The organism is Desulfocurvus vexinensis DSM 17965 (assembly GCF_000519125.1).
Lineage (GTDB): Bacteria > Desulfobacterota > Desulfovibrionia > Desulfovibrionales > Desulfovibrionaceae > Desulfocurvus > Desulfocurvus vexinensis.
On record NZ_JAEX01000005.1, the window covers coordinates 232,675 to 248,598 of the forward strand.

Annotated in this window: 14 protein-coding genes; 1 reads left to right on the top strand and 13 read right to left on the bottom strand. The window is 71.5% G+C overall.

The features are described from left to right. Nucleotides 1-2: 2 nt before the first annotated feature. From G495_RS0106625 to G495_RS0106680, 12 genes are all read right to left on the bottom strand, one after another. Complete coding sequence (locus G495_RS0106625) at nt 3-278, bottom strand: HU family DNA-binding protein (protein WP_028587166.1); 276 nt, start codon at nt 276-278, stop codon at nt 3-5. A 104-nt stretch (nt 279-382) separates the two neighbouring features. Continuing rightward, on the bottom strand, nt 383-1,216 hold the full coding sequence (locus G495_RS17990; RefSeq protein WP_051445140.1) for a MinD/ParA family protein: 834 nt from the start codon (nt 1,214-1,216) through the stop codon (nt 383-385). 6 nt (nt 1,217-1,222) lie between these two features. Next, on the bottom strand, nt 1,223-2,080 hold the full coding sequence (locus G495_RS0106635; RefSeq protein ID WP_028587167.1) for a GGDEF domain-containing protein: 858 nt from the start codon (nt 2,078-2,080) through the stop codon (nt 1,223-1,225). Further along, a protein-coding gene (gene prfB, locus G495_RS17995; RefSeq protein WP_156939605.1) for a peptide chain release factor 2 occupies nt 2,058-3,177 on the bottom strand; the annotation gives its coding sequence in 2 pieces (ribosomal slippage) (nt 2,058-3,101 and nt 3,103-3,177; 1,119 coding nt in all). The genes G495_RS0106635 and prfB overlap by 23 nt, the downstream gene beginning before the upstream one ends. Before the next feature lie 63 nt (nt 3,178-3,240). Next, complete coding sequence (gene lnt, locus G495_RS0106645; RefSeq protein ID WP_028587168.1) at nt 3,241-4,752, bottom strand: apolipoprotein N-acyltransferase; 1,512 nt, start codon at nt 4,750-4,752, stop codon at nt 3,241-3,243. A gap of 25 nt (nt 4,753-4,777) precedes the next feature. Continuing rightward, complete coding sequence (locus tag G495_RS0106650) at nt 4,778-5,620, bottom strand: hemolysin family protein (protein WP_028587169.1); 843 nt, start codon at nt 5,618-5,620, stop codon at nt 4,778-4,780. Nucleotides 5,621-5,725: 105 nt separating this feature from the next. Next, nucleotides 5,726-6,823 (bottom strand): PilZ domain-containing protein, encoded by a 1,098-nt coding sequence (locus G495_RS0106655; protein WP_028587170.1) that lies wholly within the window; start codon nt 6,821-6,823, stop codon nt 5,726-5,728. Between the two features lie 413 nt (nt 6,824-7,236). Next, nucleotides 7,237-9,099 (bottom strand): tRNA uridine-5-carboxymethylaminomethyl(34) synthesis enzyme MnmG, encoded by a 1,863-nt coding sequence (gene mnmG, locus G495_RS0106660; protein ID WP_156939619.1) that lies wholly within the window; start codon nt 9,097-9,099, stop codon nt 7,237-7,239. A 66-nt stretch (nt 9,100-9,165) separates the two neighbouring features. Continuing rightward, entirely contained in the window at nt 9,166-10,389 is a 1,224-nt protein-coding gene (locus G495_RS0106665; RefSeq protein WP_028587172.1) for a M20 family metallo-hydrolase, read from the bottom strand. Nucleotides 10,390-10,524: 135 nt separating this feature from the next. Continuing rightward, nucleotides 10,525-10,815: a PxxKW family cysteine-rich protein gene (locus G495_RS0106670; RefSeq protein WP_028587173.1), complete on the bottom strand. Its 291-nt coding sequence runs from the start codon at nt 10,813-10,815 to the stop codon at nt 10,525-10,527. Between the two features lie 158 nt (nt 10,816-10,973). After that, nucleotides 10,974-12,296: an amidohydrolase gene (locus G495_RS0106675; RefSeq protein WP_028587174.1), complete on the bottom strand. Its 1,323-nt coding sequence runs from the start codon at nt 12,294-12,296 to the stop codon at nt 10,974-10,976. Then, the gene (locus G495_RS0106680) at nt 12,293-13,630 is read right to left on the bottom strand and encodes an amidohydrolase (protein WP_028587175.1); all 1,338 of its coding nucleotides are present in this window, start codon (nt 13,628-13,630) and stop codon (nt 12,293-12,295) included. Before G495_RS0106680 ends, G495_RS0106675 begins: the two co-directional genes overlap by 4 nt. Before the next feature lie 123 nt (nt 13,631-13,753). Between G495_RS0106680 and G495_RS0106685 the strand changes: the two genes are divergently transcribed. Beyond that, a complete protein-coding gene (locus tag G495_RS0106685) occupies nt 13,754-14,539 on the top strand; it encodes an alpha/beta hydrolase (protein ID WP_028587176.1) in 786 nt (261 codons plus the stop codon). A gap of 12 nt (nt 14,540-14,551) precedes the next feature. Here the strand turns inward: G495_RS0106685 and G495_RS20280 are convergent, their stop codons facing one another. Further along, the gene (locus G495_RS20280; protein ID WP_169734360.1) at nt 14,552-15,880 is read right to left on the bottom strand and encodes a response regulator; all 1,329 of its coding nucleotides are present in this window, start codon (nt 15,878-15,880) and stop codon (nt 14,552-14,554) included. Nucleotides 15,881-15,924: the final 44 nt, after the last annotated feature.

Genomic DNA, 15,924 nt, shown 5'->3' on the forward strand with positions numbered 1-15,924 from the left:
ACCTACTTGTTGACGTATTCCTTGAGTTCCTTGCCCGGGCGGAAGAAGGGCAGCTTCTTGGGGCTGACCTCGACGACTTCGCCGGTCTTGGGGTTGCGGCCCGTGTAGCCGCCGTAGTCCTTGAGCTTGAAGCTGCCGAAGCCGCGGATCTCCACGCGCTCCTCGTTGATGAGCGAGTCCTTGATGGAGTCGAAGAAGGTGTTGACCACCAGGGCCGCCTCGTCAACGTGGATGTCGTTTTTCTCGGCCAGGGTCTTGATGAGTTCACTTTTGTTCATGGTTTTCCTCCGGGGTTGCCCGTCCGCGCCGCAGTGGCCGCCCAGGGGCCACAGCGCAAGACCATCAGTACAACATTGCCTAATCGCGGAGTTTTTTGCAAGAGCTATTGTGCGCCGGGGCCCGCATTCGGCGCAAGGCCGCTCTGGGCGCCGATTTCCGGCAGGTCCGCGTCGCGCATGCGTTTCATGCGCACGGCGATCTGCAGGATGTCGCGCCCGGCGTCGCTGCCCGGGGCCAGCTTGAGCAGCGGGGTCTGGCGGATGACCGCCCGGGGCACGGCGGGGTCCGTGCGCACGGCGCCGCAGTATTTGATGTCCAGCCCCAGGAATTTGGCGCAGGCCGCGTGCAGGCGCTCGAAGCTGCGCCGGCCCTCCTCGGGGCTGGCGGCCATGTTGACCACGACGTTGAAGTCGCGCACGCCGTGGCTGGTCAGCATGACCTTGATCATGGCGTAGCCGTCGGTGAGCGAGGTGGGCTCGGGGGTGATGACCACCATGCGCTCGCGGGTCATGGCCGCGAAGCGCAGCACCGTGCGGCTGATGCCCGCGCCCAGGTCCAGCAGCAGGAAGTCGTAGCCGCCGATGAGCGCGTTCAGGCGCTCGAAGAGCAGGCCCTGCACGTCCTCGTCCAGGTCGATGAGCTCGGGCACGCCCGAGGCCGAGGGCAGGAAGTCGAACCCGCCCGCCTCGATGGGCACCACCACGTCGGCGGGGTTCGCGCCGTCAACCAGCAGGTCCTGGAGGTTCTTCTCCGGGGTCAGGCCCAGGAGCACGTCGAGGTTGGCCAGGCCGAGGTCGCAGTCCATGAGCAGCACGCGGTGGCCGCCCCGGTGCAGGGCGTAGCCCAGGTTCAGGGCCAGGTTGGTCTTGCCCACGCCGCCCTTGCCGCTGACCACGGCGAAGCTGGCGGCCTTGTTGGTGATGGTCGTGTCGGGCATGTGCGCTCAGCTCCCTGTGAAGAGGAATTTCTTTTCGCTGGAGACCACGAGGCTCTCGCGGCGCGGCGGGCGGATGTCGGCCAGGGGTGCGGCCACCACGCGGTCCTTGCCCTGGGCCTTGGCCTGGTACAGGGCCTTGTCGGCCAGGGCGTAGAGGTCCGGGGCCGGGGCGTCGTCGCGGCCCTTGGCGCAGGCCAGGCCCACCGAGCAGGTGACGCGGAAGGGCGCCACCCCGGCGCAGGCCATGGGCGTGGCGCGCAGGGCGCCCAGGATGCGCTCGGCGATGGCCCGGGCCTTGACCAGCCCCGTCTCGGGCATGACCAGGGCGAATTCCTCGCCCCCCAGGCGCGCGGCCACGTCGTAGCTGCGGGTCGAGCCCAGCAGCACCCGGCCCAGGGCCGCGAGCACCGCGTCGCCGCAGGGGTGGCCGTGGGTGTCGTTGACGGCCTTGAAATCGTCCAGGTCGAACAGCGCCAGGGACAGCGGCGCCCCCGAGCGCCGGGCGCGCTCGGCCTCGCGGGCCAGGAGGGCGTCGAAGGCCCGGCGGTTGTACAGGCCGGTCAGGGCGTCGTGCTCGGTCTGGAAGGCCAGTTCGGTGAGCACCTGTTGCAGGCGCGCCAGGAAGGTGAACTCCGCCCCGGCCAGGGGCACGGCCAGCCAGTCGCGCAGGCCGTGGCGCGCGGCCAGCTCGGGCCAGCGCTCCATGCTCAGCCCCGGGCACAGGCGCAGCACCCCCAGCATGTCTGCGCCCTGGTCGCCGGGGCAGCCGTTGCCGTCCAGCAGGGCGCGCAGGGTGTCCAGTTCGGCCAGCAGCTCGCTTTCGTGGGCCCAGGCCGGGGCGTCAGTCGCTGGTTTTGCGGGCATGTTCGCTCAAGAGCTGGTTGCGGATGAGGGTGTCCAGATCCCCGTCGAGCACGGCGTCCACGTTGGTCATTTCCGTGGCCGAGCGGTGGTCCTTGACCAGGCGGTAGGGTTGCAGGGTGTAGGTCCTGATCTGGCTGCCGAAGTTGATGGCGTCCTTGGTGGCGTAGTCGGCGGCCTTGGCGTCGGCCAGCTTGCGCAGTTCCAGCTCGTAGAGCCGGGCCTTGAGGATCTTGTAGGCCGTCTCCTTGTTGCGGAACTGGGATTTCTCGTTCTGGCAGGAGACGACGATGCCCGTGGGCTCGTGGGTCAGGCGCACGGCGGAGCTGGTCTTGTTGACCTTCTGCCCGCCCGGGCCGCTGGCGCGGAACACGTCCACCCGCACGTCCTCCTCGTCGATCTCGATCTCGATGTCCTTGCCCGCGTCGGGGTACACATCCACCGAGGCGAAGGACGTGTGCCTGCGCCCGGAGGAGTCGAAGGGCGAGATGCGGATCAGGCGGTGGATGCCCTTTTCGGCCTTGAGGTGCCCGTAGGCGTAGGGGCCTTCCACCAGCAGCGAGACGCTCTTGATCCCGGCTTCCTCGCCGGGCAGCAGGTCCAGGACCTTCACGCTCAGGTCGTGGCGCTCGGCCCAGCGCTGGTACATGCGCACGAGCATTTCGGCCCAGTCCTGGGCCTCGGTGCCGCCCGCGCCGGAGTGGATATCCAGGATGGCGCTGCCCGCGTCCTCCTGGCCGGAGAGCAGGGTGCGCAGCTCGGTGTCGCCCAGGCGCTGTTCCAGCAGGCGGACCTGCTCGTCCAGGGCTTCGAGCATCTCGGGGCTCTGGTCCTCGGCGGCCATGGCCAGCCATTCGTCCAGGTCGGTCTTGGCCTTGTGCAGACGGTCCCACAGCTCCACGAGGTCGGCGATGCGGCTTTTTTCCTGGAGCAGGGGTTTCAGGCCCTCGGGGTCGTCCCAGGCGCCGGGACTGGAGAGGATGGCCTCGATCTCGGCCAGGCGCGCCACCCTGCGGTCGCGGTCAAAGACGCCCCCAGAGGCTGGCGAACTGGTTTTTGAGGGTCTGGCTCTGGGTTTTGAGGTCGGCGTACTGGAGCATATGGATCTGGTCCCTTTGTTCTCGTGCTGCGTGTGCTGCGGCCTTGGCCGTGAAACGCCGAGTCTAGCTGGAAGCGGCGTCCTGCGCAAGCCGTGCGGGGGCGCGGCGTTTTTCCAGCAGCGCCAGGGCCGCGCACAGGCCGAGCACCAGGGCCAGGGCCGCGCCCAGGCCCATGCGGTGGCGGTGGAAGAACGTCGTTTCGGCCACCAGGGGCAGCTCGGGGCTTTGGTAGGCGGCGGCGACGAACTGGCCCCCGGCCCGCAGCACGCGCCCGCGCGGGTCGATGAAGGCCGAGATGCCGTTGTTGGTGCCGCGCACCAGGGTCCGGCGCTGCTCCACGGCGCGCAGCACGCTCATGGCCAGGTGCTGGTGCGGGGCCGCGGTGCGGCCGAACCAGGCGTCGTTGGAAATGTTCACCAGCACATTGGCCCCGGCGGCCACCCGGGCCTGGGCCAGCTCGGGGAAAATGGTCTCGTAGCAGATGAGCACGCCCAGGCGCAGGGCCCCGGCGTCCAGCGGCGCGGTGGACACGCCGGGCACGAAGTCCCCGGCGCCGTGGGCCAGCTTCTTGATGAACGGCAGGTAGTCGCCAAAGGGCACGTACTCGCCGAAGGGCACCAGGTGCTCCTTGTCGTAGCTGCCCAGGCTGGCGCCGTCGGCGTCCAGCAGCACGGCGCGGTTGTGCATCAGGAAGGTCTGGGTGGCGGCGTCGAAGGTGTAGGCCGGGGTGCCGGTGAGCAGCGGGGTTTTCGCCTCGCGCACGGCCTGACGTACGGCCACGCTGTAGCTGCTGGGCTCCTGCATGTAGAACGGCAGGGCCGTCTCCGGCCAGACCACCAGATCGGCGGGCGCGTCGCGCAGGCCGTTCTCGGTGATGGCGGCGTAGCGGCGCACGGTTTCCAGGCGGTAGAGCTCGTCCCATTTGAGGCTCTGGTCCACGTTGCCCTGGGCGATGAGCACCCGGGCGCTGCCTGTGGTTTCCAGGGGCTGGCCCAGGGCCCAGGCCCCAAGGCCCAGCAGCAGGCCCAGGGCCGCCACGCCCGCCGCGCGCGGCCAGGGGCCCCGCCCCGTGGCCACCAGGGCCGCTGCGCCCGCGAAAATGCCCGACAGGCCCGTGGCCCCCAGCCAGGCCGCGCCCTGGACGGCGGCGGGCCAGGCCGAGAAGGCCGAGGCCAGCACCAGCCAGGGAAAGCCCGTGAACAAAACGCCCCGGGCGGCTTCGAGCAGGGCCCACAGCCCGCCCGCCCACAGCGCCGCCAGGGCCCAGTGCAGCCGCCGGCCCACGGTGTGGACGCCCAGGGCGAAGAGCCCGGTGTAGCCGCCCAGGGCCAGGCCCACCAGCACCGGGCAGGGCGCGGCCAGGGCCCAGGGCAGGTCGCCGTAGAGGCGCACGGGCAGGGCAATCCAGTACAGCCCGGCCCCGTAGCCCGCCGCGCCCACCAGCCAGCCCCGGCGCAGGGCCGCGCCCGCCGAGGGCGCGCCCACGGCCACAAAGGCGCAGGCCCCGGGCAAGAGCAGCGCCAGGGGCGGGACGTGGGCCACAGGGTTGGCGAAGCCGAACCAGGTCCCGGCCATGGCCAGGAGCAGCGCCAGGCCGAGGTCAGCCGTCGCGGCCCGGCCCGCCGCCCGTGGGGCGGACCAGGATCCAGTGAATCTGCTTGGCATCCGCTTCCTTGACCGTGAGGGTGTGGCCGTCGATGGTGAAGGACTCCTGGGGCTCGGGCACGCGCCCGGCCAGCTCGCACAGGAATCCGCTGACGGTCTCCACCTGGGTGGAGGTCAGGGCCAGGCCCAGGCGCTCGTCCAGCTCCTCCAGGGGTGTGCGGCCCGAAACCAGGGTGCTGCCGTCTTCCAGGGCCTGGATGTCCTCGGGGCGGGGTGTGTCGTATTCGTCCTCGATCTCGCCGACGATCTCCTCGAGCACGTCCTCGAAGGTCACCAGGCCCGAGGTTCCGCCGTATTCGTCCAGGGCGATGGCCAGGTGGATCTTGTTGGTGCGGAAGACCTGGAGCATGTCGTAGACGTTCTTGGTCTCGGGGATGAACAGCGGGGCGCGCATGATCTGGGCCAGGGTGGGCGGGGCCGTGTCGCCGGTCTGGGCGAAGGCCCGCAAAACGTCCTTGGCGTGGACGATGCCCACCATGTTGTCGCGGTTTTTCCGGTAGACGGGAATGCGGCTGTGGCCGCTCTCCGCGATGAGCAGGGACATCTCCTCGATGGAACTGTCCACCGGGGCGCAGACGATGTCCGTGCGCGGGATCATGATTTCCGTGACCTGCCTGCGCGACAGGCGCAGCACGTTGAGCAGCATGGCCGATTCCTCGCCCCGCAGCTCGCCGTCCCGTTGCGCCTCGAGGATGAAGCGCTCGACCTCGGAGTCGTCACCCTTGCGGAACAGCTTGCCCATCAGGGCGGAGAACAGACTGCCAGAATCGTCGTCCAACTCGAACCTCCCGGGCGTTTCCCGTTTTTTTAGCTATAAAAAGTTACAGGAAGATTTTCAATGCAAGAGTAAGCGGTTTTCCGACCTTGTGAAGAGGGCTGCGCGCTACTGGGCGCCGCTCTTGCGGTAGCGCTCCAGGTGCCGCTTGTTCACCCAGTCGCCCAGCAGGGCGATGCCGTCCTCGCCCAGGGGCCGCCAGGCCAGGGTGTCCTTGTCCTGCCCGGCGGGCAGGCCCTGGGCCACGAAGCTCACCCCGACTTCGAGGTTGCGGGTGTCGAAGTCCTCGAAGCGGTTCTGGACCCGGGCCAGGCACCACAGCCGCTGCTTGCGCTTGCTGTCGGGGTCGTAGAGCTCGGCGAGCAGGATGTAACGCTCCCCGGGCTCGAATTCAAGTCCCGTCTCGCGCAGGGCCTTGCGGGTCACGTCCAGGCGCATGCCCCCTGCCGATACGTTGACCACGCGCAGCAGGTCGCGGCGCGCGGCGTGCAGCAGCATTACGGGCCGGCCCCATTTCTTCAGGCTGGTCTCGGTGTTGCCGTCGGGGCCCTGGCGTTCGGGCCACAGGGCCAGCCCGAGCATGTATTCCATGGGCGGGTCCAGACGCAGGTGGACGCGCTTTTGTTGCAGGCGCAGGGTGTCGGGCATGGTCAGGGTCAGGCGCAGGGAGCCGTCGGCCTGGGTGGCCAGCCCGGCGATGTCGGCGGTGAAGAAATAGTAGTTGGCCCGCTGGGGATCGCGGCCCGGGCTGACGCGCATGTAGCAGTGCACCGTGCGCCCGATCCAGTGCGGCTTGGCCGCGATGCGCGCCGTGACCTCCAGCACCAGGTGCTCGTCGCGGATCTGCTCCAGGGAGCAGGACACGCTCTGGTCCTTGGTGGGGTTGCGCGAGAAGGATAGGTCGATCTTGGCGCGCTGGGTCTGGGCCTGGTCGAAGATCTGGCGGATTTCCGAGGGCGCCTGCACCGCCCCCGTGGGCAGGGCGCGGCGCCGCCGCGACAGGACGAGCAGGTTGAGCAGGTACACCAGTGCGCCCACCGCCGCCGCTGCGGCCAGGGTCAGCAGTGCAATGCGCAGCAGCTCGGGCGAGGCGCCGGTGCCGCTGAAGCGGTCCTGCACCGTGTTCAGGAAGGAGCGGTCCAGGCTCGCGGCCAGGGGCTCCAGGGCCCGGTGCGCGGTGCTGCTCAGGAAGCCGGATGCGTTCACGAAAGGCCTGCTTGGTTGCGGGTCGTCCTCAAGTTCCAGCCGGATGCGTGCGGGACTGCCGGGCGGCGTTGTCCGGCGCTGCCGGGTACCCGTCATCCGGGCGGCCCGGGCCCTGGGCCGGGCGTCGGTTTTTTGGCCGGTCCCGACCGCGCCGCCGGGGGGCGGCGTCGCGGGCGCCAGCCCCAGCCGGGCGCATTGGCGCGCCGACGCAGTCGCCACGCGGGGCGGCGCGGCGCCGCAGGCACACGGGGCCCCGGCCGCGCACCAGGGCCTTGCAAGAAAAAGTCCACGCGGGCGGGGCGCGGGGCCGCTGCCAGTGCACAGGGCGCACCCTGCGGTGGTTATGGCATGGCTGTTACCCGGAATTGCGGCACATGGGAAGGGCGCGCGCGGCGTGCAACGCGGGCGCGCCCTCAGCGGGCCAGCTTGCGCAGGTGGATCTCCAGGCAGGTGACGGCGGCGGGGGTGATGCCCGAGATGCGTCCGGCCTGGCCCAGGGTCAGGGGCCGGACGCGGGAGAGCTTTTCCACGGCCTCGCGGGTCAGCCCGGCCACGGCGGCGTAGTCCAGGTCCGGCGGCAGGGCCGTGGACTCCAGGCCTGCCGAGCGCGCGGCCAGCTCCTTTTGGCGGCGCAGGTAGCCCGCGTATTTGACCACCGTTTCGGCCTCGCGCAGGGCGTCGGGCCGGGCGGTTTCCACGGCGGGCAGGAAGGGCGCCAGGGCCTCGATGGTCAGGGCGGGCTGGCGCAGCAGTTCGGCCAGGGCCACGGCCCGGGGCGGGATGGCCGCGCCCATGGCCGCCAGCAGGTCGCGCGTGGGCGCGTCGGGGCGGATGCGCACGGTTTCCAGGGCGCCCACAAGTGCGTCCACGGCGTCCATCTTGGCCCGGTGGGCGGCCCAGTGGGCGTCGCCCACCAGCCCCAGGGCCCGGCCCGCCGGGGTCAGCCGGGCGTCGGCGTTGTCCTCGCGCAGCAACAGGCGGTGCTCCGCGCGCGAGGTGAACATGCGGTAGGGCTCCTCGGTGCCCCGGGTGACCAGATCGTCCACCAGCACGGCCATGTAGGCCTCGTCGCGCCCGGGCAGGAAGGGCGGCTCCCCGGCCAGGGCGCAGTGGGCGTTGAGCGCGGCCCACAGGCCCTGGGCGGCGGCCTCCTCGTAGCCCGAGGTGCCGTTGATCTGCCCGGCGAGGAAAAGCCCGGGCAGGGCCTTGGCCTCCAGGGTCGGCAGGAGCTGGGTGGGGAAGCAGAAATCGTATTCGATGGCGTAGCCCGGGCGCACGATCTGGGCGCGCTCCAGCCCGGGGATGGTGGCCAGCATGGCCTTTTGCACGTCCAGGGGCAGGCTGGTGGGGATGCCGTTGGGGTAGACCTCGGGGCTGGAAAGCCCCTCGGGCTCCACGAAGATCTGGTGCCGGGGCTTGTCGGGAAAGCGGGCCACCTTGTCCTCGATGGACGGGCAGTAGCGCGCGCCCACGCCCTGGATGACCCCGGTGAACAGCGGCGAGCGGTCAAAACCCGCGCGGATGGCCTCGTGGGTGGCCGGGGTGGTCCAGGTGATGTGGCAGGGCACCTGGGGCAGGGGCGAGAACGGCGCATGGAAGCTGAAGGGCTTGGGCGGGTCGTCCCCGGGCTGCACTTCCATGGCGGCGGTGTCGATGCTGCGGGCCAGCAGGCGCGGGGTGGTGCCGGTCTTCAGGCGCCCCAGGGCCAGGCCCAGGGCGCGCAGGCTGTCCGACAGGCCCCGGGCGGCGGGGTCGCCCAGGCGCCCGCCGCTGAAGTTGCGCTCGCCCACATGGATCAGCCCGCGCAGGAAGGTGCCGGTGGTCAGCAGCACGGCGCGGGCGGCCAGGCGCTGGCCCAGGGCCGTGCGCATCCCGGCGCAGCGCCCGTGTTCCACCAGGACTTCCTCGGCCATGTCCTGGAGCACCCAGAGGTTGTCCTGGGCGAACACGTCGGCCTGCACGGCGGCCAGGTAGGCCGCGCGGTCGATCTGGGCGCGCGTGGCGCGTACTGCGGGGCCCTTGCTGGTGTTCAGCGTGCGGAACTGGATGCCCGCGCGGTCGGCCCAGATGCCCATGCGCCCGCCCAGGGCGTCGATCTCGCGGACCATGTGGCCCTTGGCCAGCCCGCCGATGGCCGGATTGCACGACAGGTGCCCGATGCGGTCCACGTTGATGGTCAGCAGCAGGGTCGGGCGGCCCAGGCGGGCCAGGGCCATGGCCGCCTCGCAGCCCGCGTGCCCGGCGCCGACCACCACGCAGTCCAGCACGGGCGGCATGGGCGGCTTGAGGGCCGGGGTGGTGCTGGCGGCGGGCATGGCGCGGGCGACCCGGGCAAGCCGGGGCTAGGCGAACAGGACGCGGGCCATGACCTTGGCGTCGCCGAGCTGGGTGGAGATGCGCGAGCGTTCGTTGGGCTGGTGGGCGAAGTGCTCGCAGGTGGACCAGACCACGGCCTCGCGCCCGGCGCGGCGCAGGATGGCCGCCACGGTGCCGCCGCCGATGCCCGCCGGGGCGGGGGTCACGCCGTAGACGGCCTCGATGGCCGGGGTCAGGCGGCGCACGATCTCGCTGTCCACCGGGGTGGCCGGGGCGGCCTGCTCGGCCTGCACGGGCTCGCAGGCCACGCGCACGCCGTGCTCGGCCTCGATCTCCGCCGCGATGCGCCCGAAGGCCTCGCGCACGTCGGCCACGGGATAGCCCGGCAGCACGCGGCAGTCCACGTAGAACACATCGTGCCCGGGGATGGTGTTCACGTTGGGCACGTTGGCGTCCTTGCGCGTGGGCGAGAAGGTCGAGTGCGGCGGGGTGAAGAGCGGGTCCGTGGCCGGGAATTCGTCGTGCAGCCTGCGGGTGCGCAGGATGAAATCGGCGGCGGCCACCAGGGTGTTCACACCCTGCTCGGGGGTGCTGGCGTGGCACTGCCTGCCGAAGACCTCGACCTTGAGCCAGAGCATGCTCTTTTCGGCCACTTCCATGAGCGAGGAGTCGGCCACGCCGAAGTCGGGCACCAGGAACAGGTCGCGCGGGCCGAACAGCTCGGCGTGTTCGCGCACCACATGCCCCAGGCCGTAGGCGCTGCCCGTTTCCTCGTCGGCCACCAGCAAAAGGCCCAGGGTGATGGGCGGGGTGGTGCCCGTGTCCAGCAGGGCCTTGGCCAGCAGCAGGGAGGGCACGATGCCGCCGTGGTTGTCCTCCACGCCGCGACCCACGAGGAAATCGCCGTCCACCTTCAGCTCGTAGGGATCGCTGGCCCACAGCTCGGGGTTGCCCGGGGGCACGATGTCCACGTGCGAGATGATCCACAGGGTGCGCGAGGCGTCGCGCCCGGGGATGCGCGCCAGGATGTTGGGCCGCAGGCCGCCGGGCACGCGCGCGTCGGGCGCGTCCAGCCGCTTGATGTCGGCGATGCCCATGTCGCGCAGGGTGCGCACCAGCAGTTCGGCCTTGGCCGTCTCGCCCTGGCCGTCGTTGTCCGGGCCCAGGGCGGGGATGGCCACCAGGGCGCGTTGCAGGGCCACGACCTCGGGGGCCAGGGTGTCGATGCGTTCCAGGACGGCGTGGGGCATGGGCGGCTCCGTTGTCGGCGCGGCCCGGGGCCGCGTGGTGGACCAGAGGTGCGCCGGACGGCCCGCGCACCCGGCGCGAAGGAAAACAAAAGGGCGGGCCCAGGCCCGCCCCTGAATCCATGAAGGAGGCCGGGCCTAGCGACCGCGGGCGGCGCGCTTGGAGGCCTTGAGCGGGTTGACCTTGACCTTGCCGGTGGTATCCACCTCGGCGCGGACGTGGGTGGCGAAGTTGCACGCCTTGCGGCCCCACTTGGCGGCGGGCTGGGCGTAGCTCGCGCAGTACTTGCCGCCGGTCTCGTGGGTCACCACGCGGTCGCAGCCTTCGCACTTCTCGATGATCTGCTGCATCTCGACGCCGTTGAGGCTCAGGATGCCGTCCTTGACGACGGCGGACTCCAGGATGGTGCTGGTCTGTTTCTTGGCCATGGTGGTATGTCTCCTTGCGTGCCGAAGGCGCCCCTGGCCGGAGCTGCCGTCTGCTTGAGTTCGTGTAGAAGCGACGCAGTATTTATAGATACGGCGGCGGATGTCAAGCCTTGAGGCGGGTTTTTCTGCATGGGGGCGCGCCGGGGCGGGCGGCGCGCTCAGTGCCCCGTGGCCCAGGCCTGCAGCCGCGCGGCGCAGGCGGCCAGCTCCGCGCGCGTGGCCCCGGCCAGGGCGCCGTCCTCGTAGACCACGCGGCCCGCGACCATGGTCAGGCGCACCTCGGCCCCCGTGGCGGCGTAGACCGCGTGGGACACGGGGTTGTAGAGCGGGACCAGCCCCGGGTGGTCCAGGTCCAGGGCCGTGAGGTCCGCCGGGTGGCCCGGGGCCAGGGCGCCCAGGTCCGTCCGGCCCAGCAGCCGCGCCCCGCCCAGGGTGGCGGCGTCCAGCGCGGCCTGGGCGGGCAGGGCCGTGGGGTCGCCGGTCAGGGCCTTCTGGGTCAGGGCCGTGGCGGCCATGGTGGCGAACAGGTTCAGGGTGTTGCCGCTGCCCGCGCCGTCTGTGCCCAGGCCCAGGGGCACCCCCGCCGCCAGCATCCGCGCCGCCGGAGCCTGGCCGCTGGCCAGCTTCATGTTGCTGCGCGGGTTGTGCGAGACCCCGGCCCCCGAGGCCGCCACCAGGGCGATTTCCTGCGTGGTCACGTCGGTCATGTGTACCAGCACCGTGCCTGGGCCCAGGCAGCCCAGGCGCGCCAGCAGCTCCAGCGGGCGTAGGCCGTGTTTTTCCAGACACTGCGCCGTTTCGTCGGCGCTTTCGGCGGCGTGGATCATCCACGGCAGGCCCAGGCTGGCGGCCAGCTCGCGGCTTTGGGCCAGGGCTTCGGGGCCGGTGGCATAGGCCGAGTGCGGGGCCAGGGCGGCGCCCAGCAGCGGGCGGCCCCGCAGGGCGTCGATGAGCTCCCGGGCCCGCGCCAGGCCCTGGCCGGGCGTGGCGTAGGCCGGGGTGGGGAAGTCCAGCAGGCCCTCGCCGAGCACGGCGCGCATGCCCATGCGCTCCGCGGCGCGGGCGGCCTCGGTCTCGAAGAAGTACATGTCCGCGAAGCAGGTGGTGCCCGTGGCCAGCATCTCGGCGCAGGCCAGCAGGGTGCCGTCGTGGACCAGCCCGGGCGTCATCCGGGCCTCGGCGGGCCAGATGTGCCCCGTGAGCCAGGGCATGAGCGCCATGTCGTCGGCCAGGCCGCGAAAGGCCGTCATGGCCGCGTGGCAGTGGGTGTTGACCAGCCCGGGTAGCACCAGGCGGCGGGAGAGGTCCAGGGTGCGGGCCGGGGCCCAGGCCGCGCGCACCTCGGCCCAGGGGCCCACGGCGGCCAGCAGCCCCCCGGTCACGGCCAGCCCGGCGTCCTCCATCACCCGCCGCGCGCCGTCCTGCGTGACCAGGACGCCTGCGCGCAGCAGCAGGTCGCAGGGCGCGGGCGCCGCGTTCACGCCCCGGCCCCGGCGAACTGGCGGCGCACCCAGCGCGCGGCGGCGCGCACCTCGGCCAGGATGGCCGGGTAGTCCAGCTCGGGCCAGGCGCCGTCGTGGTAGAGCACGCGGCCTTCCACCATGGTCATGCACACTTCGCCGCCGTGGGCGGCGTACACCGCGTGGGACACGGGGTTGTACATGGGTTGCAGCCCGGGTTGGGCGAGGTCCAGGGCCGTGAGGTCGGCCCGCATGCCCGGGGCGATGGCGCCCACGTCGGGCCAGTCCAGGCAGGCGGCGCCCAGGCGCGTGGCCATGTCCAGCACGGTCTGGGCGGGCAGGGCCGTGGGGTCCATGCGCAGCACCTTTTGCAGCAGGGCCGCCGAGCCCATCTCGCAGAACATGTTGAGGTTGTTGTTGCTGCACGGGCCGTCGGTGCCCAGGCCGACCACGACCCCGGCGTCCAGCAGCTGCTGGACCGGGCAGGAGCCGCTGGCCAGCTTCATGTTGCTTTCGGGGTTGTGGGCCACGCGGGTGCCCGTTGCGGCCAGCAGGGCGATTTCGTCGGCGGTGAGGTCCACGCAGTGGGCGGCCAGGGTTCGCGGGCCGAGCAGCCCCAGGGCGTGCAGGTGGGCCACGGGGCGCCTGCCGTGCTGCTCCAGGCACTGGGCCGTTTCCGAGGCGGATTCGGCCAGATGGACGTTCAGGGGCAGGCTCAGCTCGTCGGCCAGGGCCAGGGTCCGCTCCAGCAGGGCGGGGGTGGTGGTGTACACCGCGTGGGGCATGACGGCGCAGCCGATGCGCGGGTGGTCCCTGTAGGCGTCATGCAGGGCGCGGATGACGTCCAGGGCCTGGTCCTGGTCCTTGTAGGCGGGCGAGGGGAAGGCGAAGACCACCTCGCCCACCCGGGCCCGCAGCCCGGCCTGGTCCACGGCCCGGGCCACGGCGTGCTCCATGAGGTACATGTCGCAAAAGCCCGTGGTGCCCGTGCGCAGCATTTCGGCGCAGCCCAAAAGCGCGCCCAGGTGCACCAGCTCCGGGGTCAGCTTCTGCTCCACGGGAAAGATGTGCTGCGTGAGCCACTGCATGAGCGGCAGGTCGTCGGCCAGCCCGCGCAGCAGGGTCATGGAGGCGTGGGTGTGGGCGTTGACGAGCCCGGGCATGAGCAGGGCCTCGCCCAGGTCGATGGTGCGCGCCGGGGCCCAGGCCGGGGCCACGGCGGCGCGGGGCCCAACGGCCAGCACGGCCCCGCCGCCCACGGCCACGGCGGCGTCGTCGATGATCGTGCGGGCGTCGTCCTGGGTCACGCAGGTCTGGGCCAGCAGCAGGATGTCGCAGGGGGTCGGGGTGCTCACGGGCGTCTCCGGGTGGGCGGGGTTTGCGAAAGGAACCCGAACCTTGTAATGGAACTCGGGGGCGGCGGCAAGACGGGGCCACAGCCCTGGCACGCCCCCCCGAACCATCCACGGAGCGACGGCATGAACGGACCCCTTTCGGGCAGCGCGGCCCTGTGCCTGCACGGTTTCGGCAGCACGCCCTTCGAGATGCGCGGGCTGGCCGGAGTGCTGGAGGCCGCAGGCTGCGTGACCAGCGCGCCGCTGCTGCCCGGCCACGGCACCAGCCCCGAGGACTGGAACCGCACCGGCTTCGACCACTGGGCCGGGGCTGCACAGCGCGAATACGACCGTCTGGCGGGGCTGGCGGAGCGGGTGTTCGTCTGCGGGCTGTCCATGGGCGGGCTGCTGGCGCTGCACCTGGGTGCCGTGCGCCGCCCGGCGGCCATTGCGGCCCTGGCCGCCCCGGTGTTCCTCTACCGCTTCTACCCGCTGGAGATGACCGACTGGCGGCTGCCGCTGCTGCCGCTGTTCCGCCGCGTGCGGCCCCTGTGGCCCACGGCGCCGGGCGGGGCCGAGTCGCGGCGCATCGCGCCCTGGCAGGGCTACGAGGGCGTCATCGCCCTGGGGGCGCTGGCGGGGCTGATGGACGGGATGCGCCGGGTGCGGGCCCGGCTGGGGGAGGTCACGGCGCCGCTTCTGGCCCTGCACAGCCCGGGCGACGTTACGGTGCCGCTGTCCAGCTCCATGGCCATCGTGGCCGGGGTGTCGTCCGCCGTGCGGCGCCTGGAGCTTCTGCCCGTTGCCGAGCGGACCACCAGCCGCCACCTGCTGACCACCCACCGCGACACCCGGCCCCGGGTGGAGCGCCTGGTGCCGGAGTTCTTCGCGCAGTGCCTGGAGCCCGCCGCTGGGCCCGCAGACGCCTGACGCGGCCCCGGGCTACATGAACAGCATGTCGATGTCGAAGCTGATGACTTCCTTTTTCTCCTCGCGGAACTGTTCCTTCTGACGCTCCTGGGCGGCGGTGAGGATGTCCTTGATCTCCTGCTCCTGCTCGGGGGTGGGGTCCAGCAGGCGCACGCCCACGGACTCCGCCTCCACGCGGGCCACCAGGCCCTTGAGGCGCTTGATCTCGGGGCGGGTGCCGTCCTCGGTGAGCTTGAGGATGTCCAGGCGCAGCTCCTGCTCGGGGGTGAAGGCGTGGCCCATGGGGTTGAAGGCCAGGGAGCGCAGGCTCATCTCGTCCAGGGTGAAGTGCTCTTCAACGCCCTTGACCGCGATGAGCAGGTCCGGGACCCAGAAGCGCACGGTGCCGCGCTTCTCCTCGGCCTCTTCCTGGCGTTTGGCGTGGGCCTGGCTGCTCTGGCTGTCCGTCCATTTCTGGCCGGTGAGGGCCTTGAAGAGCTTGCGGGCCTCGGGGAAGTCGTCCTTGAGCTTCAGGGCCGCCGTGACCTGGCGCTCCGCGCCCTCGCGGTCGCCCAGGCGCAGCAGGGTGTCGCCCAGGGCCATGTAGTGCGCGGCGTTGTCCGGCTCCACGGACACGGCGCGCTCCAGCAGGGCCTTGGCCTGGGCGTGGTCGCCCTGGGTGGCCAGGGCCGCCGCCGCCTGGGCAAAGGGGTTGGGCGCCTGGGCGTCGTACAGCCGCAGCTCCTGGTAGATGCCTTCGGCCCCGGCCAGGTCGCCCTGCTCGACCATGACCTTGGCCGCCGTGTTCATGAAGAGCATGTACTGGGCCATGTCCTTCTTGTGCTTGCAGGCCATGGCCAGGCCCACGTAGGCCTCGGGGCAGCCGGGGTTGGCGCGCGCGGCCTTGGTGAAATAGGAGATGGCGCCCTGGGCGTCGTAGCCATCCAGGGCCTTGTGGCCCATCTCCAGCAGGCGGGTTTCGGGGCACTGGGCGCTGGGCTTGGGCTCCGGGCGCTGGGCCAGGGCCTTCTTGAGCTTGGCCAGCAGGGTTGCGGAGTCGAAGGGCTTGGCCAGGAATTCCGAGGCCCCGGCTTTCATGTGGGCCTCGATGATGGCCGGTTCCTTGCGCGAGGAGGTGACCAGGAAGGGCACCCGGGCCAGCTGCGGTGTGGCGCGGACCTTCTTGAGCAGCTGGATGCCGAACTTGCCGCCCACCAGGGCTTCGCAGAGCACGAGCCCGGCGCCGTGGGCGGCCAGGGCGTGCCAGGCGGCGGGCAGGTCGGCCACGGTGGTCACGTTCTCGAACCCGAGCTTGTGCAGAACTGCGGCGATGGCGTCGCGGGCCTTTTGGTTGTCGTCCACCACGAGAACGGGGAGAGATTTGAGTGAGGCCATGGCACCCCCGG

Bases quoted from the DNA above. Each gene is read 5' to 3' on its own strand.
- G495_RS0106625 (WP_028587166.1), bottom strand. From the start codon at position 278: ATGAACAAAAGTGAACTCATCAAGACCCTGGCCGAGAAAAACGACATC.
- G495_RS17990 (WP_051445140.1), bottom strand. From the start codon at position 1,216: ATGCCCGACACGACCATCACCAACAAGGCCGCCAGCTTCGCCGTGGTC.
- G495_RS0106635 (WP_028587167.1), bottom strand. From the start codon at position 2,080: ATGCCCGCAAAACCAGCGACTGACGCCCCGGCCTGGGCCCACGAAAGC.
- lnt (WP_028587168.1), bottom strand. From the start codon at position 4,752: ATGGCCGGGACCTGGTTCGGCTTCGCCAACCCTGTGGCCCACGTCCCG.
- mnmG (WP_156939619.1), bottom strand. From the start codon at position 9,099: ATGCCGCCCGTGCTGGACTGCGTGGTGGTCGGCGCCGGGCACGCGGGC.
- G495_RS0106665 (WP_028587172.1), bottom strand. From the start codon at position 10,389: ATGCCCCACGCCGTCCTGGAACGCATCGACACCCTGGCCCCCGAGGTC.
- G495_RS0106670 (WP_028587173.1), bottom strand. From the start codon at position 10,815: ATGGCCAAGAAACAGACCAGCACCATCCTGGAGTCCGCCGTCGTCAAG.
- G495_RS0106685 (WP_028587176.1), top strand. From the start codon at position 13,754: ATGAACGGACCCCTTTCGGGCAGCGCGGCCCTGTGCCTGCACGGTTTC.